This window comes from Bacillus sp. lyk4-R2A-2, from assembly GCF_030209735.1.
Lineage (GTDB): Bacteria > Bacillota > Bacilli > Bacillales > Bacillaceae > Bacillus > Bacillus pumilus.
This window is the reverse complement of the sequence record NZ_JARVRK010000010.1, coordinates 44,007-69,238: the sequence shown is the minus strand read 5'-3', so window position 1 is coordinate 69,238 and position 25,232 is coordinate 44,007. Positions and strand designations below refer to the sequence as shown.

Sequence of the window (25,232 nt, the reverse complement as noted above, 5' to 3'; positions counted from 1 at the left end):
AACCTTCGACCCTCTGATTAAAAGTCAGATGCTCTACCAACTGAGCTAATGGCTCTCGGTTTGTGAAAAGTAATTCTGAAGAAGTTGTATTGCGTCAAACCAATCGCTTTAAAAAAGCTGGAACATCGCATCCTAACAAGTTTCAGAGACCTTTGCAACAACGAGATTTATAATATCATAGAGTAATTACATATGGCAATACGTTTTTCGACATTTTTTTAAAAAAAGTGTCGGATTTGAAATCTCCTGCCAAATCCCTTCTACTTGCAACCGCCTTCATTTTTGCTGCCTCTTTTCATGATCACTACCTATTCAAGCACATAGAAACGTTTTAGACCTCCCGGAATTGGTTATACATGAAACAAGTGACATTGTGATTGAAAAAGGAGGAAGCAGTATGAGTTCATTCAAATTAGGAGATAAAATGCCCAATTTTTCACTTCCAACCATTCAGGGCGAACATATTGATTTTCACAAACATTTAGAGGAGCATCAAAGCTGGCACCTCATCGTCTTCTTTAGAGGCTCATGGTGCCCAGTATGTGTAGAAGAATTGAAAGAGCTCGAACAGCAGCAGTCATACTTTCAAGACAAGGATATCCACTTAATGGCGATTTCAACGGATCATTCTGATGACTTGAAGGAATTTGCCGATAAAGAAGGACTATCCTTCCCAATCATGTCTGACAAGGACCTCACTTCATTAAAAGCATATGAAGTCCACTATCACGGAGAAGATGCTCCTTATGAAGATCACGGAGTGCACGGGGAACCTGCCTATTTCTTATTAAACGAAAAGGGCCAAGTCCTCTATCAGCAAAGACAAACAAGTCCGTTTGGCAGACCGCATGCCAACGAACTGCGCAAAATCATTCAGTACATCCGCAAAAACTTAAAAGGCCAATATAAAAGCGTGAAATAAGAAAGAAGCCCTCATGACGAGGGCTTCTTTTATGAATTCCTTTTATGATATATCCAGTCTGCGACGAAAAACACAAGAAGACCCGACATGAGAATCACAAAAGTGACGGGTGGTTTATCACCCTGGAAATAAGAGTACAGCGAATGTCCTCCTAATGCGAGAAGATAAAAGATAAATGCCGGCCCTGCTGCTTTATGTGCATTCGCTTGTTCTTTTTTCGTACTTTTTTTGAAAAACATTATAATAATTCCCCTTTATGCTGCTTTCTTCTTCATCACCCGGCGAAGTGCCTGCGAACGAATATATTCCATTGGACCAATTCTCCAAACCTTTAGACAACATGCTGATATGGCGATTTGCAGAAGAGAAATGAGCAGCCATGCCAATACGATAAGAGGGGCGTTGATTTGCCCGCCAAGACCCAATCCCCAGCTATAAAAAAGAACCGAGCAGATGACATTTTGCAGGATGTAACAGCTGAGTGCCATTTTCCCTACATATTCAAACCAATTCCACATGAACCATGACTCCGTGTGAGCTAGGAGCTTCGCAATGACAGCGATATAGAAAAGAGAGAGGAATGGCGAAAACGCATAGCGCACAACGAATTCCACTAGTTCGTTCGGAACGAAGACAAGTGCATTCAGCGGCAAACCCACCCACAGACCGATTCGGAATAATCTTTTCCGTAGAGATTGTCCGCGTTCGTTTGCATAAAAAACACCGGCTCTCATCATCCGCACACCTAATAAAAACAGAAATGTGTTCATTGGAATGATAAAGATCGCTTCCCCCCGGTACATGAAAAAGTGTTGTAATCGTTCTTGAACCTGTGAGATCCATGTCTCTGGTAGCTGCTCTTCCAGCGCCGGTTCACTGCTTTGATCATACGATGCTGTTTCCATTTCAGAGAGGGCGAACACCATCAGACAGGACAGAACAAGCAGATGAATGACTCCAGAGAAGAGCATGCCTCTTTTGATACGCTTGCTCCCTCCTCGCACAATAAATGCCACAAGCAAACCGGTGACAGCGTAACTCATGAGCACATCATATTCCATCACAAGTGCAAAATGGACAAAGCCTTCGATAAATAAAAATAAAAGAATCCATAAATATGTACCCGGCCAAGGCGTGTTTTTTCTTTTGGCCTGCTGGTATTTGAGTTCTAGCCCTACACCGAACATGATAGTAAGCAGCGAGAGCATTTTCCCATAGACGAACATGGAAACAAGGCTTTCTAGAAAACTGCCATTCTCATATTCATCTGCAATCTGATCTGTCGCAAAGGTATCCCCTGCATAGGCAAAAAACCAGACGTTCGTTCCCAATGTGCCTAATATGGCGAAACCTCTTAAAATATCTAATAATCTTATTCTTTCTTTCACTAGAACGCTCCTTCCCCCTATACAGTTATCATATTTTGGTAATGATCGGAAGCTTGTTCTACTGAAATTAAGAAATTTTTAAACAAAAAGACACCAGTAAAATGTGCAATTTTACTGGTGTCTGATCAGTCTATGATTATGGACGGTACACGCTGCGGACAACGTTCGTTTGGGAACGATCTGGTCCGACTGAGAAAATGGAAAGTGGAATACCTGTTAATTGTGAAATACGCTCTAAATAATGACGGGCATTTTCAGGCAGTTCGCTTAAATTCTTCACGCCTGTAATATCCTCTGTCCATCCTGGCATTTCTTCGTAGACAGGCTCACATTTCGCTAGTTCATTTAGACTTGCTGGGAATTCTTCTTTGATTTCTCCGTTCAATTTATAAGCGACACAGATTTTCAATGTTTCAATCCCTGTCAATACATCAATTGAGTTAAGAGATAGATCTGTAATCCCGCTCACACGGCGAGCATGTCGGACAACCACACTGTCAAACCAGCCAACACGGCGCGGGCGTCCAGTTGTTGTACCGTATTCACGGCCAACCTCACGGATTTGATCACCAATGTCATCATGGAGTTCTGTCGGGAATGGGCCATCTCCAACACGTGTTGTGTACGCTTTTGACACGCCGACCACATGTTGAATTTTCGTTGGTCCTACACCAGAACCAATCGTCACTCCTCCAGCCACTGGATTAGATGACGTAACAAATGGATATGTCCCTTGATCGATATCAAGCATCACACCTTGTGCTCCTTCAAATAGCACGCGACGGCCTTCATCTAGTGCGTCATTCAAGACAACAGATGTGTCCACGACATATTTTTTCACTTGCTGACCATATTCATAATACTCGTCTAAAATATCTTCAATCTTGAAGCCTTCTGCGTCGTACATTTTCTCTAAAAGACGATTTTTCTCTTCTAAATTACGTGCAAGCTTCTCTTCAAATACTTCACGATCTAATAGATCTGCGACACGGATACCGATACGAGCTGCTTTGTCCATATAAGCTGGTCCGATTCCTTTTTTCGTCGTACCGATCTTGTTAGCCCCTTTCCGCTCTTCTTCTACCTCGTCCAATTTTAAATGGTAAGGCAAAATCACATGGGCTCTATTGCTGATTCTGAGGTTATCTGTACTCACATTCCGTTCGTGAAGATACGCAAGCTCAGTGACCAACGCTTTAGGATCAACCACCATTCCATTACCGATGACACAAGTTTTTTCTTTATAAAAAATACCGGACGGAATGAGGTGTAGCTTGTAAGTCACTCCATCAAATTTGATCGTGTGACCTGCATTGTTTCCCCCTTGATAACGGGCAATCACCTCTGCATTTTCTGAAAGGAAATCGGTAATTTTCCCTTTCCCTTCGTCACCCCACTGCGTACCTACTACGACTACTGAAGACATATCGTGCACCTCCGTTAACCTTTCAAAACGTTATCTCTTTCAAACACATTTATTTTATCAATGCAAAACGAAAAAGTCAACGCGAAATCCGAACATTAATATCTCGAAATCAAATTTTGTTCGTTTTAAATATGGGAAAAAGCGCTTTAATCACTTCTTCAGCGCTTAAAAAGGGAGATTTTGAGTAAAAACAACAATTTTGATTATTCTTACTTTCTATTGATTTTCAATTAAATGAATCATCGAGCTTGCCATAAAATCAGGTGAGTACGGTCTCCCTGTCCTCAGCCACCATTCAGCTGTTCCAACATAAGCCGAAATGACGAATTGCTTCTGCATGTCGATAGGAACGAGATGCGGATCAGGCTTTGAGCCTGCAACCCCCTTTACCCCCAAAGAAAAGCTTTCTTCAAAAAAAGCACGAACCGTTCCATGAATATTGAGCTCTCGTCCTCGCTTCAAGAGAATTTGATACTCCTCTTCATGTTCCTGCAAATGCTGATAAAATCGAAAAATATACACATATGCCGCATGCTCTTTTTCCAAATTACCTTCTTGTACAGGCGCAAAAATGGCACATTTCATCACATCAAACATCTCATCCATCACCTGCTGGGCAAGATCAAATTTATCCTCATAATGCTGATAAAAGGTCGTGCGGTGGATGCCCGCCACTTTCGTCAAATCCTGTACAGAAATCTTCCCCCATTCTTTCTCGCTTAATAACTGAAATAATGCTTTTCTTAATTGCTGCTTTGATTCCGTTGCGCGCTTATCCCCTCTGTAGCAGTCCGCCACAAGCCGCTCTCCCCTTCCTATTTTCTTCAACAGATTTCGCTTTTCTGTTGGTTGAATCCTCCAGGCTGATGAATTAACTTTAATCTAACACAATGAAAAAAAGGAAGCATCTGACAACCTATAAGGAGTGATGATCATGGAAACAACAACCCCAAGTGCCGTGCAAAAAACGTTATTAAGAGGAAAAAACAAGCAGGACCCGTATCACCCATTTGATTGGTATGCCAACATGCGCCAGACATCACCTGTTCATTTTGACGAAGCCAGCCGAACGTGGAGTGTATTCACCTACGAGGAAGCAAAGCGTGTGACAATCGATAAAGATACCTTTTCGAGTCAGCCTCCTAAAAACCAGCGGAAGCATTCACTGATGAAAACAATGGTGATGATGGACCCTCCCAATCACACTCGTATCCGCTCCATTGTCAGCAAAGCCTTTACCCCTCGAGTCATGAAATTGTGGGAGCCTCGTATTCATGAATTAATGGATGAACTCATGGCACAACTTGAAGGAAAAAAAGATATTGACCTAGTGCAAGACATTTCTTATCCGCTTCCTGTCATTGTCATTGCAGAGCTTTTAGGTGTGCCATCAGAGCATAAACAATCTTTTAAAGAATGGTCAGATATTCTCGTCAGCATGCCTAAAAGTGAAAATGAGGAGGATGTAGCTGAATGGCAGAAAACACGTGACAAAGGAGAAGCTGACATGATGGCGTTTTTTGCAGACACCATTGAAAAGAAACGTCACAATCTCGGTGATGATTTGATTTCCCTCATCATTCAAGCGGAGGAGAATGGAGAAAAACTGTCAGCGGATGAACTAATACCATTCTGTAATCTTCTCCTTTTAGCCGGCAACGAAACAACCACCAACTTGATCTCCAATATGATTTTCAGCTTGTTAGAACAGCCGGGTGCCTATGAAGCGCTCGCCCAATCACCTGAACTCATCCCACGCGCGGTGGAGGAGGCCGTCCGTTTTCGTGCACCGGCTCCTACGATCGTCCGTTATGTCACAAAAGATACAGAGCTTGGAGGAGAAGTGTTGAAAAAGGGAGACAATGTGATTGTGTTTCTTGCTTCCGCCAACCGAGATGAGCGTCAATTTTCAAACGCACACGAATACGATATACACCGCCACCCTAATCCTCATATTGGTTTCGGGCACGGCATCCATTTCTGTCTTGGCGCACCACTCGCACGTCTTGAAGCATGTACAGCTATAAAGACTTTAATCGAACGATATGAGGCGTTAGAGCTCCTTTCTTACGTTCCGATGACAAGCAGCAGCATGTATGGACTGAAAGAGCTGAAACTGCGCGTCACGCCTCGTTCATAACAGAAAAGACTCCCGGGCATGGGAGTCTTTTTTTAAACGGGGGTGATTCCATCTGTGTTCATGAGCACAATGCGATACCCATCTGGGTCTTCAATGGTTGCTCCTCCCCGTTCCCAATATGGATTTGTAGAGGTGACTTGCCGTCCGCCAAATGAGATCAACCTCTCTTTCATTTGCTGAAATTCCTCAGCATTTGGAATATAGAACACAAGAAGCTGTTCTGGATGCGGGGAGGGCAGACTTTCTTCTTCTTCATGCTTCGTGATTTCTAAATGAACATGCTGATGAGGAAGTCCCAGCATGACGCCGTCATATCCTTCATGCTGATCAAACGAGCCTATTCGTTTGAGCCCTAAGCCTTCTTCATAAAAGGACACAACCTCTTCCATGTTGACGGTTGGGCGTGCGATGCGTAATTGAGCGGCTTCGAACTGTTGAAATTTCATCAGTCATCACTCCTTTTCTCCTTTTAGTATACGATTTCTCTGTCTTTCTCTCCTCCTCATTTCGACCGTTTTTCCATCATTCTTTCGATGTAGATCCATCAAAAAAAGCCCAGCTTCTTGAGCTGGGCTTTAAGCACCGGGCGGAACACCCGCATCGTCAAATCTTCTTTCCAGGTTGACGAATTTGTTATATTCTTTGACGAACGCCAGTGATACTGTACCAACTGGACCGTTACGTTGTTTGGCAATAATGATTTCAATAATGTTCTTATTCTCTGATTCTTTGTCGTAGTAATCATCACGATAAAGGAATGCCACGATATCGGCATCCTGCTCAATACTTCCTGATTCACGAATATCAGACATCATCGGACGTTTGTCCTGACGCTGCTCTACTCCACGTGAAAGCTGAGACAAGGCAATAACTGGAACTTCAAGCTCCCTTGCCAGTGATTTTAATGCCCTAGAGATTTCAGAAACCTCTTGCTGACGGTTATCGCTTGATCGTCCGCTCCCTTGAATGAGCTGTAAGTAGTCAATCAGGATCATGCCAAGACCGTTTTCTTGCTTCAAGCGGCGGCATTTCGAACGAATTTCACTTACTCTGATTCCAGGCGTATCATCTATGAAAATCCCACTATTTGATAGCGAGCCCATCGCCATTGTCAGCTTGCCCCAGTCCTCTTCTGTCAGATTACCGGTTCTTAGGTTCTGTGCATTGATATTCCCCTCTGCACAAAGCATACGCATGACGAGCTGCTCAGCCCCCATCTCTAAACTAAAGATGGCGACACTTTCGTCCGTTTTGGTCGCAACATTTTGTGCGATGTTCAATGCGAAGGCTGTTTTCCCTACTGATGGACGAGCCGCTACAATAATTAAGTCATTTCGCTGGAATCCAGCTGTCATCCGGTCAAGCTCGGAGAAGCCTGTTGGAATCCCTGTGATATCGCCTTTTCGGTTATGAAGCTGTTCAATATTATCATATGTCTGAACAAGCACGTCCTTAATGTTTTGGAAGGCTCCTGAGTTTTTACGCTGCGCCACTTCCATAATGGTCTTTTCAGCATCACTCAACAGATCCTCTACTTCATCCTCACGCGTGTACCCATCCTGTGCAATGGTTGTCGCCGTGCGGATCAGACGTCTTAAAATTGATTTCTCTTCTACAATTTTTGCATAGTATTCAATGTTTGCGGCAGTTGGGACAGAATTCGCAATATCGGTTAAATACGAAATCCCGCCTACCTCTTCTAGTAAATCTGTATTGGCCAGTTCAGAAGTCACCGTAACAAGATCGACCGGTTCCCCTCTATCACCAAGTACAAGCATCGCATTGTAAATCTTTTGATGCGACATTCTATAGAAATCCTCTGGAATTAATACCTCAGAAGCGAGCGTGAGCGCAGATGGTTCTAAAAAAACAGCACCTAATACGGCCTGCTCGGCTTCTATATTTTGCGGCGGCAGCCGGTCATCGAGAAGTTCCGTCATGCCAAGCACCGTCCTTTCATAAAAAAATACGCTACTCATCATTTTAACATTTTCATCAATAAAAAAGTGAAAAACATCGACTATAGTCAAAATTACCATGAGGATGTTTCGTTGAACAGCCAACCAACGCATCTCAATAGAAAAGACCCTGTAACATCAATTGTTATAGAGTCCTTCATTGCCGCTAATGGGATTTGTATCTGTTACCGTTCACATGTTGTTAATCGATCGTTTTCTTCACTCCATAATTTTCTTTTTGCCCAATGTCATGTAAAGACCCGTTTTGATAACCAATTGATAACACCAAATCGGGAATAGAATCAAACCCGTTTTTCGCTAGATCAAACAGCTGTGCTCCGTAATGTGAAGCGGCAATTCGTGCATGTTCTGCTGTGTATGGGTTTTTCAGGAGATCTTCTTTGTATATATCAAAAATATTCGTCCCTTTATCCGTTACAAATTGACCATTTACAATGCTTAAATCCTTTAAATTGTAGCCTGTGACCGTTTTGATTTGATTCACAAGATGGAACTTTGCAAGAGAATCAGGCGTGAATTGAGTAGAATCATCATTTCTACTTTTCATAATATGGAAAAACAATTCTCTTGTATTGTTGCTTGTATTTAATAGGTCTTCTATTTGTTTGGTCAGCGATTCATCTGTTGATCCACTCACCACTAATTTGAAATGATTTGGGTCAATGGTAAAAGTTAAATTTGTGTTTTTAGGAATGGTTATACCGTTTTTAGAGAATAAATCTTGCAATTGTTCGTTGACCTTTTGTCGATTGAATATTTTCTTTTCTACGCTTTCTTGGGTGGGATCGTACCGCTTTTCGTTACGGAAGATGGCGTCATTAAAGTCATATTGCCCTCCTTTTCCAGAATTAGCCCAGCCAATCTCCATCGTATATGCAGCTTCTCTTTCTACTTTAGTTAGATCACTCCTGAAATAAGGAGAGCGTGGATTTCGATACTTATCGTGTATATGACCATGGGGATTTTCGAAACGTTTATTTTGTTCATTTATTTTTTCGTATTTTTCATCTAATATTTTCATTCGTCTATCAGCTTCGGTCATTACATCATTTGTACTTTTGATAGCTGATTGACCCTTATAGTCTATTCGGTTCTGATTGTTTGAAGCACCTGCCATGTATGACGTATTAATATTCATTTTGATTCTCCTTTTTAAAAAAATTAGTGATTATTAAATATATCGGCAATTCAGTTAAATTTTGTTAGTTTTGATCCGATATAGTAATTATTACAAGGAGGGTTAAAATATGACAAATACTATCTTCAAACGTTTTTTATTACCTGCATTGGTATTAGTGCTTGTTACTAGTTTTTTTGCACATAATTCAGCAGAAGCAGCAATTACGGGGAATAACAGTCCTAACACAGCAAGCTCAATGGGATATTGGAAATATAGTCGTCCAGATACGACAATCTTACCTGAAGGTGAAAATGAAGCGTATTATCAGTTCACGATCAATAAGGGTGAAAGGGTTTATGTGCGAAGTTCATATGATAAGCAATATACAGGGATGAAAATCGAGGTGTATAATTCGAAGAGTTCTAAGCCAGGATCAAGAGTAATTAATCCCGATTCAGTAACACCCTTTATATTCGCAAATACTGGTGACGTTACTTCTACTTCAGAAACTTATTTTGTAAAAGTGACCCGTGGTACATATACGGGGAATATGTATTTTACTGTCTCCATTCAAGATCGCATCAAATCTGGAAATGGAACATTCAATTTTACGGGAGCCGCTACCAACATGGGGAACACTTCTTTGAATTTTTTAGGAGTTGATTCTTCTATCATTACAATGGATTTAACGAGCAATTCTTCTATCCCTATAAATGCAATCGTTAAATCAATTTCAACAACGAGTACACAATCACCTAACCAAGGAAATGTTACTCACAAGCTGATGGCTGATGAAAACAAGATTTGGAACGAATCCATTTTTTCATCTGCAACAAGTGGTTCTTACCGTATTTCTCTTGAAGATCAATTAAAAGTCGCGCAAAAATGGAGCTTTAAGTACAACGCAAAGGCTACAGCGAGATCTACTATGAGCAATGTCAAAGCCGATATCCGTTACGAATATGATGTCACAGATGGATTCTAATTGAATGGTGTTTACAGAATTAAAAAGTAAGGGTACATCCCTTACTTTTTTTAATTGTTATTATTCGCCACTCTTAAAAAAGCTGTGCATACTATTGAATCAGTTTTGAGATATGAGATCACCTACTTTTCGCGAAATCCTCCTCAATGTCCCTAAAAATACAAATGAGTCTATAGACTTATTTTTCCTCAAAATCATTTCAAGAAGAAAAGCCCATATTTATTCCTGTATCAAACAGAAGAAAATGGTAAAAATTCCGAGGCAGTCAAGGTCTTTTGACATTTCTCCTATTTTTAAATGACAAGGTCCGATATTCCCTATTTCAAATCATTTGTTAGTGAGTTAGTCCTTTATTTTCTGAATATTATAATAAAAAAATCAAGTACACAACTTGATGAACATTTGACTTCATAATTGATAACCATTATCATTTGTTTTGCTTGCGGATAGTTGAGAATCATTTTCATTTGGAGAAGCCATTCTTCAAGTACTACACTCATCCAATAGCTACAAGCCTGCTTTTATCATCGTATGAGAGTCGAATTTGAGGAAGGAGATTTGTCACATATGTCCAAACGCCCTGAAGGAATGGGTACTGAGGATTCTTTTTTCGGAGAAAGCCGTCCTTTTTTTATACCCGGGACGGAGCAACTAGATATCACAGCACACCCATACAGACTTTTTATATTTAAACCGAATACTACTCCTCCAGCGGCTGGTTTTCCAGTCATGTACGTGCTTGATGGGAATTCACTTTTTGGCACAATGGTCGAAGCCATTCGTTTACAGTCAAGAAGACCTGAAAAAACAGGTGTTGTACCTGCCATCATTGTTGGAATTGGCTATCAGACAGAAGCGCCCTATCATCCGCTCAGGCATTATGATCTCACTCTTACCAGCCCTGACGCTTCCATCGGGGGCAAAAGAAAAGACTTCTCCATCCATACATATGGTGGGGCCTCTGCTTTCTTTTCTTATTTAGAAAAGACTGTGAAGCCTTATATCGAGCAACGCTTTCCGATCAACCTAAGTCGTCAAACACTGTTTGGGCATTCTCTTGGCGGTCTTTTTGTATTACACACACTATTTGAGCACCCTGATGCTTATCAGACATATATTGCAGGCAGTCCTTCTATCCACTGGAACAAAAAATTATTTCTAGAAAAAGAATACCAATTCACCAACCGCATACGTCAGGTGCCTATGAATGTCAGGCTGCTTGTAGGTGTAGGTGAGTTAGAAAAACATCATCCATGTCAAATGAATGCTCATGCAAAGTCACTAGCAAATCGTATGCAGCCTTTATCCTCATATGGCTTACATACGGCCTATCACGAGTTCCCTGAAGAAGGACATACGTCCGTTTTACCGGTGCTGATGAATTACGCTTTTCGTTTTGCGCTCTATCATGATGATCTTTTAACAACCACAGACATGAAAGAAAGGTAGTGAACGTATGAAACATAGTAGTCTATCTCAAAAGATTGCCCTTGTCACAGGCGCAGGGCAAGGTATCGGACAAGCAGTCGCAAAAAGACTAGCCGACGAAGGTGCGATCATTGCAGCAGTTGACGCAAATGAGGATCAGCTTCAAAGCACCGTCCATCAAATGAATGATGAAGGCTTACGTGCCTTTGCCTATCCAGGTGACATTACCGATCAAGCATCTGTTCAGCACATGATCAATCAAATTGAAAAACAGCTTGGACCCATTTATTTACTAGTCAATGTAGCAGGCATTCTTCGAATCAGTTCTATTGACCAGCTTAGTGCAGATGACTGGCAACAAACCTTCGCAGTCAACACACATGGTGTCTTTTATGTATCACAAGCTGTCTCCAAATACATGATGAAAAGATCAGCAGGGGTCATTGTGACCGTCAGCTCTAACGCAGGTGCCATTCCTAGAATGAATATGGCTGCCTATGCCGCTTCAAAGGCAGCAGCTACTTCCTTTACAAAAACGCTTGGATTAGAGCTGGCAGACTATGGAATCAGATGCAATGTTGTCTCTCCTGGCTCTACCGCAACACCTATGCAATGGGCTTTATGGTCTGATGAACAAGGCGCAGACCATGTGATCAAAGGGTCATTAGAGACGTATAAAACCGGTATTCCTTTACAAAAAATCGCTGATCCTCAAAACATCGCTGATGCAGTCATCTTCTTTGCATCTGAACAATCCAGTCATATTACGATGCAGAATCTCACGATTGATGGTGGCGCAACACTCGGAATCTAGCATTTCATCAAAAAGGAGGCCTTTTCATGAAACATTCATTATTCCCGTCAGAAGAAAAAGTACAGTTGATTCAAGACTATCAGCCAGGCGCTTTTTTCCTTGCTTCCCCTAAACGTACAATACTTGCAGAAGGGATTTTCCAGCATATTGAAACCAATCAGCTCAATGAACTCTCCACAAGGGTAGCGCACGTATTTGACACTGCCAAACAAGCTGGTATTCAATCACCAATTATTGCTGGTGCTGTTCCGTTTGATCCGGCGCAACCCGTTCGTTTAAATGTGCCAATCCATGTACAGTTTAGTGATCCACTCGAATTTCATCAAGGTGATGAGGAATCGGAAGTGACATCGCCATCCTATGAGGTGACACCTGTCCCTTCTCCTGAAGTCTACATGAATGGTGTGAACGAAGGGTTAGCTAAAATTGAAAAAGGAGAGCTTAGCAAAATCGTCATTTCTCGATCTCTCCATCTCAAATCAAATCAAGACATTCATACGAAAGCAATACTCGAACGGCTGGCTCGTCACAATACGACTGGCTATACGTTTGCTGCAAATGTAGCTGATCCGAAATCTCCCCAAAAGCGCACACTTCTTGGGGCAAGTCCTGAGCTGCTTCTTTCAAAAACGGGTTCATCTGTGATTTCCAATCCGCTCGCTGGTTCTCGGCCGCGTAGTTCAGATCCAGTAGAAGACCAGCGCCGTCACGATGAACTCCTTACTTCAGCGAAGGATTTACACGAGCATGCAGTGGTTGTCGACGCTGTCACTAAAGCGCTTGCTCCTTACTGTCGTAAGTTAGATGTGCCTGTATCACCATCCGTCATACAAACAGAAACGATGTGGCATTTATCTACTGTCGTAAAAGGTGAATTAGCAGATTCCAGTGTATCCTCAATTGATTTAGCGCTGAGCCTTCATCCAACACCCGCAGTATGCGGAACACCTACAGCAGATGCACGTGAAGCAATCCAAGCAATTGAACCCTTCGATCGAGGATTTTTCACAGGAATGATCGGCTGGGCAGATGCAAATGGTGATGGTGATTGGATTGTCACCATTCGTTGTGCAGAAGCTGAGGGTCAATCCCTTCGCCTCTTTGCTGGTGCAGGAGTGGTCAAAGGATCTAAGGCAGAAGAAGAGCTAGCCGAAACATCTGCAAAATTTAACACGATGCTTCGTGCGATGGGCATTCACCAGCTATAAAAATACATAGGAGATGACAAAAACATGTTTGTTCAACCACCTACATGGCCAGAAGAATTTGCAAAACGCTACCGTGAAAACGGCTGTTGGCGTGGAGAAACCTTTGGCGGTATGCTTCGTGAACGCGCCGTATCGTTAAGGAATAAAACTGCGATTACATACGCTGATACGCACATGAGCTACCAAGAACTTGATGAGCGCGTCAGCAGTCTTGCCGCCGGTTTCCATCAGCTTGGAATTCAAAAGGGCAGTCGAGTTGTCGTGCAGCTTCCTAACATTCCTGCTTTTTTTGAAGTCATTTTCGCTTTATTTCGAATCGGTGCTTTACCCGTCTTCTCACTGCCATCTCATAGAAGCAGCGAAATCACTTATTTTATTGAGTTTGCCGAAGCAGACGCATATGTCATACCAGATATCCATGATGGCTTTGATTATCGATCACTCGCACGTCAAGTGAAAGAAAAGCTTCCCTCATTACCTCATGTCATTGTTGCAGGGAAGGCTGAGGAATTCCTTGACTTGGATGATCTGCGCAAGGACCCAGCACTTGATCCTCAAATTCATGTAGAGGCAAGCGATATTGCATTTCTTCAGTTATCAGGAGGCAGCACAGGCCTTTCGAAGCTCATACCTCGTACACATGATGACTATATGTATAGTCTTTGGAAAAGCAATGAGGTGTGCGAGCTCACAAAAGATAGTGTGTATTTAGCTACACTTCCAGTTGCGCACAACTATCCATTAAGCTCGCCTGGAGTCCTTGGGACGTTATACGCAGGTGGAAGAGTCGTTCTTGCACCGGGATCAAGTCCTGATGTCGTCTTTCCACTCATTGAAAAAGAACGGGCAACAATTACCGCAGTCGTTCCGCCTATTGCATTGATCTGGCTAGAAGCCGCTCCACATCGATCAGATGACTTATCGAGTCTTGAGGTTTTACAAGTCGGTGGTGCTAAATTAAGCGCCGAGGCAGCAAAACGAGTGATGCCTGCCCTTGGGTGTAAGTTACAGCAAGTTTTTGGCATGGCCGAAGGTCTGGTCAACTATACCAGATTGAATGATCCTGAACATGTCATTATCCACACACAAGGACGCCCGATGTCTGAATATGATGAGGTACTAGTGGTAGATGATGAGGACAAGCCCGTCCCGAATGAAGTGGCTGGACACCTTTTAACAAGAGGACCTTATACGATTCGCGGCTACTATAAAGCCGATGAACAAAACAAGAAAGCATTTACAGCCGATGGCTTTTACAGAACAGGTGACATCGTGCGATTAACAAAAGAAGGAAATGTGGTAGTAGAAGGCAGAGACAAGGATCAAATCAATCGTGGCGGCGAAAAGGTTGCCGCTGAAGAAGTTGAAAATCATTTACTTGCGCATCCTGACATTCATGATGCCGCCATGGTGTCCATGCCAGATCCGTTTCTTGGCGAACGCTCATGTGCCTTTGTTATTGCGAAAGGAAACAACAAGCCAGCACCACACGCCTTAAAGTCATTTCTAAGAGAACGCGGGCTCGCTGCCTATAAAATTCCCGACCGCATTGAATGGATCGAGGCGTTCCCACAAACAGGTGTAGGCAAAGTCAGTAAAAAAGCATTAAGAGAATTAGCTTCAATCCATACTGCCAACGTATAAAAAAAGAGGAGTGAAAACCATGGCAATCCCTACTATTCCTGCGTATCCAATGCCAAGCATACAAGATTTACCCGAAAATAAAGTGAACTGGATCCCTGATCCGAAACGTGCTGTCCTGCTAATACATGACATGCAGCAATATTTTTTAAATGCATTTCAACAAGATACTTCACCGATCACAGAGTTAGTGCAGCATATTGAACAATTACGTGATACATGCAAAGAACTTGGCATTCCTGTCGTCTATACAGCTCAACCTGGTGACCAAGACCCGAAGGATCGTGCCTTATTAACAGATTTTTGGGGGCCTGGACTTGGTGATGATGAAGCATTGACAAAAATCATTGATCAGCTTGCTCCATCTGAAGCAGATACAATGCTGACAAAATGGCGTTATAGCGCATTCAAAAAATCCAATTTTTTAGATATTCTTCACGAAGGCGGGCGTGATCAACTGATCATTACTGGCGTATATGCACATATTGGCTGTATGCTGACAGCCGCAGAAGCATTCATGCTTGATATTGAAACCTTTTTTGTCGCCGATGCCGTCGCTGACTTTTCACTTAAGCATCACAAAATGGCAATGACCTATGCAGCTGAACGCTGTGCGGTAACCACAACGACAAGCCAAATCATTCGTCGTTTAACAGGACAGGAAGCAGACGGTGATGATCTATCCTTTGATGCTATCGTTCACCAAGTAGCTGAGTATATCCAAATCGAGCCGAATGAAATACCGTTTGACGAGAATCTCGTCTATCTTGGACTTGATTCTATTAGAATGATGAGTCTAGCGGAAAAATGGAGACAGCAAGGAGCGACAGTCAATTTCGTTGAGCTTGCAGCTAATCCAACGCTCACGTCTTGGCGAGCTCTTCTTTTCCCAGAAAAACAGCCATCTATCCCAAATATCGATTACTTGTAAAGGAGGTATAGACCCTTGTCGATCCAGTCAGTCGATTCATTCCCACTAACCGGTGCCCAATCAGGCATTTGGTATGCGCAGCAGCTTGATCCATCTAATCCTATTTTCAATACAGCTGAGTATATAGATATTAAAGGTCCTATTGATCCCGTACACTTTGAAGCAGCCATTAGAAAGACTGTCTTAGAAGCAGATTCCTTGTATATGCGCTTCGTTGAGGATACTGACGGTCCAAAGCAATGGTTGATATCTAAGAAAGAGATTCCATTTCAATCTATCAATTTACAAAATGAAAAACAGCCGCTTGATGCGGCTATAGCATGGATGAAGACAGACCTTGCAACACCAGTCTCTTTAGAGAAAGATGTATTATTCCGTGAAGTACTTTTTCAACTTGCTGACGACCGTTTTATCTGGTATCAGCGCATTCATCACATTGCCATTGATGGATTCGCCTTTTCGCTCATTGCACGCCGTGTTGCTGAAGTCTATTCAGCCCTATCGAAAGGGACACCTGTGCCTCCTCAAACATTTGGAGCCTTACTTGACGTAGTCCAAGAGGAGATCACCTATCAACAGTCCAATCGGTATGAAGATGATCGAGTTTTTTGGAAAAATCGCTTTGCTGATCAACCTGAAATTGTCAGCCTTGCTGAGCTTGCCCCAAGAACGTCGGATCATTTTATCCGTAAAACGGCTAGCTACGATGCCGAAAAGGTAAGCAAAATGAAAAAAAATGCTCAATTTTTTGGTGGTACGTGGCATGAAATGATTCTTGCGGCATCCGCTCTATATATGCATCGTATGATTGGTGCACATGATATTGTTTTAGGATTACCTGTTATGATGCGCCTTGGATCGTGCGCCTTGCAAACACCCGGAATGGTCATGAACCTGGTACCGCTTCGTTTAACATGCAAACCAGAAATGACGCTCTCAGCACTTGTTCGCCAAGTATCTGATGAACTGAAAGCCATTCGTCCTCATCAAAGATATCGTCATGAAGACATGCGGAGAGACTTTAAACTCATCGGAAGAAATCAACGATTATTCGGCCCGCAGATCAATATCATGCCATTTGATTATGATCTCATGTTCGATCAGAGCATTGGTCAAGCACATAATCTTTCAGCAGGACCCGTAGATGATATATCGATCAACATATACGACCGCGCAGATGGGAACGGATTTCAAATCGACTTTGATGCAAACCCTGCCGTTTACAAAGAGCAAACAATTGACGCTCATCAGCAGCGTTTTCTTCAATTGCTGGAGGAAATAACCGGACTAGAGCAAGATCAGACGATCAGTCAATTCAACCTTCTTTTGTCTGAAGAAAAAGAGAACATTCTCAAGCACTGGAATGATACAAAACGAGAATTACCAAAAGAATCTTTACGGGAACTATTTGAAAAACAAGTCAGCAAAACACCACAAGCAAAAGCATTACAGTTTGAAGAAATCACTTTGACCTACGAAGAGTTGAATCAGCGGGCAAATCAATTGGCTCATTATTTGAAAAAGCGCGGCATTGGACCAGAACAATTTGTCGCAATTGCTCTGCCTCGTTCCATCGATATGGTCGTAAGTCTATTAGCCGTTATCAAGACAGGAGCCGCATATCTGCCACTAGACCCTGATTACCCTAACGATCGTGTCGCCTATATGCTAGAAGATGCCAAACCGGCGTGCTTGCTCACAGTCAAAGAGACAGCAGACGGTTTGGAGCATCCGCACATCGTTCAACTGGATGATTCAATTGTTCATCAGGAGATAGCAGGCAGCCCGCATCTCAATCCGACTTGGAGCGAAGGCTCCCCGCATCACCCGGCTTACATCCTCTACACGTCAGGATCGACAGGCAAACCAAAGGGTGTTGTTGTAACAAAACGAAATGTGATCAACTTTATATTGTCTATGCAAGATTCATTTTTATTAGATCAAGGGGACCAGCTTTTAGCGGTAACGACCATTGCCTTTGATATTTCCGGGCTAGAAATGTTCCTCCCGCTTTTACATGGTGCCGCTATATTATTAGCAAAAAAAGAAACGATACAAGAACCAGCAAAGCTTTCAGACATGATTCGTTCTCATCATGTCACAATCATGCAGGCAACACCAACGTTGTGGCATGCGTTAGCAGATGATTACCCTGACGTGATAACAGGTATGCGTGTTCTTGTTGGAGGAGAAGCACTCCCTGCCTCCCTTTTGCACACATTACAATCTCTTCAATGCGACATTACCAATTTGTACGGACCTACAGAAACGACGATTTGGTCTACCATGGAAAATGTCACAGCACATCGAGAGAATAGTAGACCGGCGATTGGCAAACCCATTTGGAATACGAGCATTTACATTTTAGATGAAGGACTAAACCCAGTCCCAGCAGGATCAATCGGTGAACTTTATATTGCAGGTGAAGGAGTATCCAGAGGATATCTTGGACGATATGACTTAACGGCTGAACGATTTGTCGCTGATCCATTCGGCACAAAAGGCACGAGAATGTATCGCACTGGTGATTTAGCCAGATGGCGTGAGAATGGCTCGATTGATTATATTAGCCGTGCTGATCATCAAATTAAAATTCGCGGCTTCCGTATTGAACTAGGTGAAATTGAAACAGTTATTATGCAGCACCCAGCCATAAAGCATACATCCGTTATCGTTCGGGAGGATCAACCTGGACAACAGCTGCTTTGTGCGTATGTTGTGCTGACAGACGACTCTTCTCTTCACCCTTCAGAGCTTAGGCAGTTTGTGGCTGCGTTACTTCCAGACTACATGGTGCCTTCTGCTGTTGTCTTTTTGCCGGAACTTCCACTTACACCAAACGGCAAAATCGATCGCAAAGCATTGCCAGTGCCAAATATGTCTTTAGCTAGTTCTGAGCGTACACCTAGAACACCCCAAGAAGACATGTTATGTAGTTTATTTGCAGAAACCCTTGGCGTATCTCAAATTGGCATAGATGATAGTTTCTTTGATTTAGGCGGACATTCTTTACTTGCCGCTCGTCTGCTTAGACGTATACGCGATACATTCGGTGCAGACCTAAGCATGAGCACCATTTTTGAATCACCTCGAGTCGCTGAACTTGCACAGCACTTAGACAAAGCAAAGGACATTCGGCCGCCGCTTCAGGTAGAAAAAAAGCCCGATGAAATTCCATTATCCTTTGCCCAAAAACGGCTCTGGTTCCTTCATTGCCTTGAAGGTCCAAGTCCAACTTATAATATTCCACTTGTCATTCAGCTGACAGGTACATTAGATCAAAAAGCTCTCAGTGGTGCTTTAGCAGATATCACTGAAAAACATGAAACCCTTAGAACCATCTTTCCAAATAAGAACGGCATGCCAAGACAGGTTATTTTACACCCGAAAAGTGTTCAGCCTGAACTCCACGTCACAGCTTCAAGTGATCAACAAATTGAGAATCAGTTAAATGAAGCCATTCGCTATAGCTTTAATATTGAAGAAGAGCCTGCACTTCGAGCTGAATTATTCATACTTGATGCAAATCGATCCGTGCTGCTTCTATTGCTGCATCATATCGCTGGTGACGGCTGGTCACTTGCACCATTGACACGTGACTTAGCTGCTGCTTACGAAGCCCGTATACAAGGAAAATCAATCTCCTTGCCAGCCGAACCTGTTCAATATGCTGACTATGCTATTTGGCAGCAGAAGCTGTTGGGCAGTGAAGAAGAGACGGATAGTCTATTTGCCAAGCAGCTTACCTATTGGACAGGTGCCTTACATGACCTGCCTGAAGAACTGGAGCTTCCCTATGACTACCCGCGTCCACAGGAAGGAAGCTTCAACGGTGCTACGATCGACTTTACGATTGAGCCCGCTTTACACCAGTTGCTCCTTGAACTTGCAAAGCAGCATCAGGTGAGCTTGTTCATGGTGCTTCAAGCATCACTTGCAGCATTACTGACACGTCTTGGAGCGGGAACAGATATCCCTATTGGCAGTCCAATTGCTGGGCGGAATGACGATGCACTTGACGACATTGTGGGATTGTTTGTGAATACACTAGTATTACGTACAAATACAGCTGGTAATCCAACCTTTAGTGAGCTATTGAAGCGAGTGCGAGACGTTGACTTAGCAGCCTATGAGCATCAGGATCTGCCATTTGAACGGCTAGTGGAAATTCTAAATCCAAACCGCTCCAGATCACGCAATCCATTGTTCCAGGTCATGCTTGCCTTCCAAAATACACCGAAGGCGGAAATGAAGCTGACACAACTTGATTCAGATCTTTACGTGAAACCAGTAGGATCAGCTAAATTTGATCTGACCATCGAATTAACAGAACAAAGAACTGAAACTGGGTCAGCAGCAGGATTAACAGGATTGTTTGAATTCAGCACAGATGTATTTAAACAAAGTACCATTCAAGCAATCGCTGCCAGAATGAAGCGCTTTTTAACAGAGATAGCTGAGCGCCCACATCTGCCGATTGGTCAAGTGAACATTTTATCAGATAAAGAGCGGCAAACATTTCTACCTGACAAAAAGACATTCGCTCAGTTAGACCAAGCACTTCGTCTCCCGACCTTATTTGAAAAAACGGTGCAGCAATATCCTGATCGAGTGGCAGTAACGGATGGCAAGTGGCAGCTTACCTATGAAGAGTTAAACAACAAAGCCAATCGTCTTGCTCATTTATTAATAGAAAGAGGCGTTGGACCAGAACAGTTCGTTGCACTTGCCCTGCCTAGATCAATCGATATGCTCGTCAGCCTATTAGCCGTTCATAAAGCAGGCGCAGCCTATGTTCCGCTTGATCCTGATTATCCAGCAGACAGGCTGGCATACATGATACAAGATGCCAAACCAGTTTGCAGCATCACAACAAAAGCAGCTGCATTGCATCTCCCTGCTGATTGCGATTTGATTTTGTTAGACGAAAAAGAAACAAATGATCAATTACAGATTACGCCAAATCACAATCCGGCTGATATAGACAGAATTGAGCCGCTATCTCCTCTGCATCCGGCCTATATTATTTATACATCCGGATCTACAGGGAAACCAAAAGGAGTGGTCATCCCACACCAAAATGTCATCCGTCTTCTGACATCTACTGAACATTGGTTCCATTTTGACGAAGAGGATGTTTGGACAATGTTCCATTCGTATGCCTTTGACTTTTCAGTTTGGGAAATATGGGGGCCCCTTTTATATGGCGGTCGGCTTGTCATTGTTCCTCATACCATCTCTCGTTCTCCAGAAGAGATGCTGCATCTTCTAGTCGATGAAGGTGTGACTGTGCTTAATCAAACACCTTCTGCCTTCTATCAGCTCATGCAGATAGACAAGGAACAACAAACACTTGGTCAAGCATTATCACTCCGCTATGTCATCTTTGGCGGTGAAGCATTAGAGCTTAGCAGATTAGAAGATTGGTACAGCCGTCACTCAGACTGCAAGCCAAAGCTAATTAACATGTACGGCATTACAGAAACCACCGTACACGTTACGTACAATGTACTCAATCGAGACATGATCGCAAAGAAATCCAGCAGCTTAATAGGCGAACCGATTCCTGATTTACACGTGTACGTACTTGATGAATACCTACAACCTGTTCCACCTGGCACGACAGGTGAAATGTATGTAGCTGGAGCTGGTTTGGCAAGAGGTTATCTAGGCAGGCCTGACCTGACATCAGATCGATTCTCTGCCGATCCTTATGGAGCACCTGGCACAAGGATGTATCGAACTGGCGACCTCGCTCGCTGGACAGAAGAAGGGGCACTTGATTACATTGGCAGAGCTGATCATCAAATTAAAATACGCGGGTTTAGAATTGAACTTGGAGAAATCGAAGCCGTTCTATCACGCCACGATGCAGTTGCACAAGTTGCAGTCATTATGCGAGAGGATCAGCCTGGCGACAAACGCTTAGTCGCATACATCGTCACAACTGAAGAAGAGCGTTTCGATACAGAGACTCTTCGCCATTTTGCGTCAGCCAGTCTTCCTGATTACATGGTGCCTGCGGCTTATGTACAGATTGATACGATGCCACTTACAGCAAACGGGAAGCTTGATCAAAAATCACTACCGGCACCTCAATTGCATATACAGCAAACGGATGGCCGCGGCCCAAGAAACCCGAAAGAGGAAGTTCTATGCCACCTCTTTGAAGAGGTGCTTGATTTGCCAAAAATCAGCATTGACGATCGCTTTTTTGACATTGGCGGGCATTCCTTACTTGCGGTTCGTTTAATCAGCCGCATTCGTGATGCACTTGGTGTCAAACTAAGCATCGGAACGTTGTTTGAAGCACCAAATGTTGCAAGTTTGGCAGAGAAACTAGAAACAGGAAGCGATGAAAACGCACTAGAAATCCTGCTGCCGCTACGAACAAATGGAGAAAGATATCCTCTCTTCTGTGTTCACCCAGCTGGTGGTCTTAGCTGGTGCTATGCAGGTCTCTTGAATACATTAGAGAAAGACATCCCTATTTATGGATTACAGGCAAGAGGAATCGCAAGAAAAGATGACTACCCGCACACACTAGATGATATGGCTGCGGATTACATCAAGCACATCCAAACGATTCAGCCAAAAGGTCCTTATCATCTTCTTGGCTGGTCACTAGGCGGAAACGTTGTACAGGCAATGGCTACACAACTCCAGCAGCAAGGTGAAGAAATTGCTCTCGTTGCGATGCTAGATGCCTATCCAAACCATTTCTTACCGCTTAAAGAAGCACCCGATGAAGAAGAAGCACTAATCGCTCTTCTTGCACTCGGGGGTTATGATCCAGATACCTTAACAGGTGAACCGCTCACGATGAAAAGTGCTGTCGACATCTTGAAGAAAGACGGCAGTGCACTAGCAAGCTTAAATGAAGATGCCATTAGAAATCTAAAGGAAACCTATGTCAATTCAGTTCGATTGCTCGGAGAATATCAGCCAAAAACTTATCATGGGGACATATTATTCTTTAGATCTACCATTATCCCAGATTGGTTTACACCAATTGATCCCGAAGCATGGGCACCTTATATCAACGGAACCATTGAACAGCACGACATTCATTGCCGGCACAAAGACATGTGCCAGCCTAAACCCCTAGCAGAAATTGGTGTCATCTTAGACAACGCTCTGCATCGGGTCAAACAAAAGCACTAAGAATAAAGGAGAGATGACAAATGACAAATCCCTTTGATCGTGAAGACGGTGTATTTCTTGTGCTTGTCAATGAACAAGGACAGCATTCACTTTGGCCATCATTTGCACCAGTGCCAGATGGGTGGGAAAAGGTCTTTGGTGAAGACACTAGAAATGCCTGCATCGATTATATCCAGACACACTGGCAGGACTTACGACCATTAAGCTTAACAAAAGAACCTGCGCTAGCACATGGAAAAACAGACTAAATCATCGCGCCCTGATCTGAATCAGGGTGCTTTTTTGACAGAATAAACATCACCATCTTTCCAGCTCTTTCTGCTACAATTTAATTGAGAATGTTTATCAACAAATAAGAGATCAGGTGGTTTTATGGGAAACAATCAATTACGTACAATGGCAAAGGCCGAACAATTCATCTATCGATTGACATTTGCTGAAAAAATAAAGAATGCAGAGCTTCCGCATAAGGAGCAGCAATTATCAGATACATTTTGCCTCCTCGTTAGCATAAGCAGCAGCGGCTTACTCACGCTGAACGATCAAAAATGGCGATTGAAAAATCTAACGCTCTATACAATTCTGTCTGATGAGACATTTATGTTAAAAACAAAGCCTTATCAAAAACACGAGCTCTATCTGCTTCGCTTTCAAATGTACACGCCGCAAGGTCAACACATAGAAGAAGTATCAACTGAACATGCCCGGTCTTTACTGAATGTATGGCAATTTATCGATATTAGCTCAATTGAACAAATTCATTCTTTACTGTCCGAAATGACAGAGGAATGGAAAAGACATGAATCCGTTAGCTTTTTTAGAAGCCAAACCCTTTTTCAACAGCTCATCCTGCAGCTTTTCACACTGCATAATGAAGATATTTGTGACACGACACATGCCCTTTTCAAAACAAAACAATATATTGATCAACATTCCGAAGAACCCCTCAGCCTTACAAGTCTATCTCAAATGGCTGGCATCAGCGCCAATCATTACAGTGAGCTATTTAAAAAGCATTTTAATGTGAGTGTCACTGATTATATCACCAAGAAAAGGATGGCTAGAGCCAAACAGCTAATGGCAAAAGGCAACGCAAAGCTCAAAGACATTGCACTGGAAATCGGCTATCAAGATCCCTATTACTTTAGCCGCATCTTTAAGAAAAAAACGGGCATGACCCCTTCTACTTATATGAAAAGCCGTCAGCGGAAAATTGCAGCCTATGGCCATTCCATACTCGGTCAGCTCACACCCATTCATATCATCCCGTATGCTGCCCCTCTTCACCCTAAATGGACAGCACATGATTTTGAGCATCATGCAGAAGAAATCCCGATTCACCTGAGTGCACATCGGATCAATGAGCACGCTGAAGCCAATTTACAGCAATTAAAGGAAACAAAACCTGAGCTGATCATTGCCAATGATCATGTGACAGAGGAAGAAAAACAAGTGTTGAAAACCATCTGTCCTGTTCACTTTGTTCCATTCACCCATTTGGATTGGCGCACTCAATTCAGACAAACAGCTATGTTCCTAAACGAAGCGAAGGAAGCAGAAGAATGGTTGATTCATTATGAGGAGCTCGTCATTCAGGCGAAAAAGAAATGCCTTTTTGATCATTCACCAAAAACCGTCCTGCCTCTTCGTATCTTTCAAGATCAACTCTACTTGTCTGTAAATCGCACCATGTCAGAAGTGATTTTTCATGATATTGGTCTTCTGCCAGCTTTTCAGAATGATGGACAGCTAATAGAAAAGAAAATCACCATTCGCTCCATACAACAGCTAGATCCAGACGCCATCTTCCTCTACTTGCATAAGGAGCCAAAAACCCTTGCTTTTTATCAAAAGTTAAAGCAACAGGAAGATTGGCAAAATCTCAAAGCTGTGACGCAACAAGCAGTCTATCCACTAGCATCTGACCCTTGGCGTGAATACACAGCAGCCAGTCATAAACGAGTCATTCAGGACCTTTTATCTTTTTTTCCGTAAAAAGTCCATCATTTGACAGAGAATTGTCTATGGATAAAAGGACAAAAGCCTAATACAATCTTTAATTGAGAACAATTATCAGTTAAAGGAG

18 protein-coding genes are annotated in these 25,232 nt (G+C 42.9%); 11 read left to right on the top strand and 7 right to left on the bottom strand.

The annotated features are described in order from the left end of the window. Positions 1–397 precede the first annotated feature (397 nt). On the top strand, positions 398–922 hold the full coding sequence (locus QRN39_RS16940) for a peroxiredoxin family protein (RefSeq protein ID WP_012011881.1): 525 nt from the start codon (positions 398–400) through the stop codon (positions 920–922). 29 nt (positions 923–951) lie between these two features. On the opposite strand, the gene QRN39_RS16935 is transcribed toward QRN39_RS16940, so the two are convergent. The 4 genes from QRN39_RS16935 to QRN39_RS16920 form a co-directional block, all read right to left on the bottom strand. Then, positions 952–1,161: a hypothetical protein gene (locus QRN39_RS16935; protein ID WP_050944649.1), complete on the bottom strand. Its 210-nt coding sequence runs from the start codon at positions 1,159–1,161 to the stop codon at positions 952–954. 15 nt (positions 1,162–1,176) lie between these two features. Beyond that, positions 1,177–2,310 (bottom strand): DUF418 domain-containing protein, encoded by a 1,134-nt coding sequence (locus tag QRN39_RS16930; RefSeq protein WP_284907718.1) that lies wholly within the window; start codon positions 2,308–2,310, stop codon positions 1,177–1,179. A gap of 136 nt (positions 2,311–2,446) precedes the next feature. Next, positions 2,447–3,736 (bottom strand): adenylosuccinate synthase, encoded by a 1,290-nt coding sequence (locus QRN39_RS16925; protein WP_137054105.1) that lies wholly within the window; start codon positions 3,734–3,736, stop codon positions 2,447–2,449. Positions 3,737–3,952: 216 nt separating this feature from the next. Next, positions 3,953–4,564: a TetR/AcrR family transcriptional regulator gene (locus QRN39_RS16920; protein ID WP_189286556.1), complete on the bottom strand. Its 612-nt coding sequence runs from the start codon at positions 4,562–4,564 to the stop codon at positions 3,953–3,955. 106 nt (positions 4,565–4,670) lie between these two features. Here QRN39_RS16920 and QRN39_RS16915 point away from each other — a divergent pair, with 106 nt between their 5' ends. After that, entirely contained in the window at positions 4,671–5,876 is a 1,206-nt protein-coding gene (locus QRN39_RS16915; protein ID WP_284907717.1) for a cytochrome P450, read from the top strand. Positions 5,877–5,908: 32 nt separating this feature from the next. Here QRN39_RS16915 and QRN39_RS16910 read toward each other — a convergent pair whose 3' ends face one another. The 3 genes from QRN39_RS16910 to QRN39_RS16900 all read right to left on the bottom strand — a co-directional run bounded on the left by QRN39_RS16910 (position 5,909) and on the right by QRN39_RS16900 (position 8,993). Further along, positions 5,909–6,322 carry a VOC family protein gene (locus tag QRN39_RS16910; RefSeq protein ID WP_003214623.1) on the bottom strand — a complete coding sequence of 138 codons (414 nt, stop codon included), beginning with the start codon at positions 6,320–6,322 and terminating at the stop codon, positions 5,909–5,911. 129 nt (positions 6,323–6,451) lie between these two features. Next, positions 6,452–7,816: a replicative DNA helicase gene (gene dnaB, locus QRN39_RS16905; RefSeq protein ID WP_003214779.1), complete on the bottom strand. Its 1,365-nt coding sequence runs from the start codon at positions 7,814–7,816 to the stop codon at positions 6,452–6,454. A 220-nt stretch (positions 7,817–8,036) separates the two neighbouring features. Further along, a complete protein-coding gene (locus QRN39_RS16900; RefSeq protein WP_050944654.1) occupies positions 8,037–8,993 on the bottom strand; it encodes a DUF4885 family protein in 957 nt (318 codons plus the stop codon). A gap of 109 nt (positions 8,994–9,102) precedes the next feature. On the opposite strand from QRN39_RS16900, the gene QRN39_RS16895 reads away from it, so the two are divergent. The 9 genes from QRN39_RS16895 to QRN39_RS16855 all read left to right on the top strand — a co-directional run bounded on the left by QRN39_RS16895 (position 9,103) and on the right by QRN39_RS16855 (position 25,141). After that, a complete protein-coding gene (locus tag QRN39_RS16895; protein ID WP_284907716.1) occupies positions 9,103–9,960 on the top strand; it encodes a hypothetical protein in 858 nt (285 codons plus the stop codon). Between the two features lie 567 nt (positions 9,961–10,527). Continuing rightward, entirely contained in the window at positions 10,528–11,409 is an 882-nt protein-coding gene (locus QRN39_RS16890) for an alpha/beta hydrolase (protein ID WP_284907715.1), read from the top strand. Positions 11,410–11,416: 7 nt separating this feature from the next. Next, the gene (locus QRN39_RS16885) at positions 11,417–12,202 is read left to right on the top strand and encodes a 2,3-dihydro-2,3-dihydroxybenzoate dehydrogenase (RefSeq protein ID WP_284907714.1); all 786 of its coding nucleotides are present in this window, start codon (positions 11,417–11,419) and stop codon (positions 12,200–12,202) included. Positions 12,203–12,228: 26 nt separating this feature from the next. Continuing rightward, entirely contained in the window at positions 12,229–13,410 is a 1,182-nt protein-coding gene (gene dhbC / locus QRN39_RS16880) for an isochorismate synthase DhbC (RefSeq protein ID WP_284907713.1), read from the top strand. A gap of 24 nt (positions 13,411–13,434) precedes the next feature. Continuing rightward, complete coding sequence (locus QRN39_RS16875; RefSeq protein WP_212046515.1) at positions 13,435–15,054, top strand: (2,3-dihydroxybenzoyl)adenylate synthase; 1,620 nt, start codon at positions 13,435–13,437, stop codon at positions 15,052–15,054. Positions 15,055–15,073: 19 nt separating this feature from the next. Next, complete coding sequence (locus tag QRN39_RS16870; RefSeq protein ID WP_253621954.1) at positions 15,074–15,982, top strand: isochorismatase family protein; 909 nt, start codon at positions 15,074–15,076, stop codon at positions 15,980–15,982. A 15-nt stretch (positions 15,983–15,997) separates the two neighbouring features. Continuing rightward, positions 15,998–23,146, top strand: a complete 7,149-nt coding sequence (locus QRN39_RS16865; protein WP_284907712.1) for an amino acid adenylation domain-containing protein — start codon at positions 15,998–16,000, stop codon at positions 23,144–23,146. A 20-nt stretch (positions 23,147–23,166) separates the two neighbouring features. After that, complete coding sequence (locus tag QRN39_RS16860) at positions 23,167–23,394, top strand: MbtH family protein (protein ID WP_003215360.1); 228 nt, start codon at positions 23,167–23,169, stop codon at positions 23,392–23,394. A 124-nt stretch (positions 23,395–23,518) separates the two neighbouring features. Next, positions 23,519–25,141 (top strand): AraC family transcriptional regulator, encoded by a 1,623-nt coding sequence (locus QRN39_RS16855; RefSeq protein WP_284907711.1) that lies wholly within the window; start codon positions 23,519–23,521, stop codon positions 25,139–25,141. Positions 25,142–25,232 lie beyond the last annotated feature (91 nt).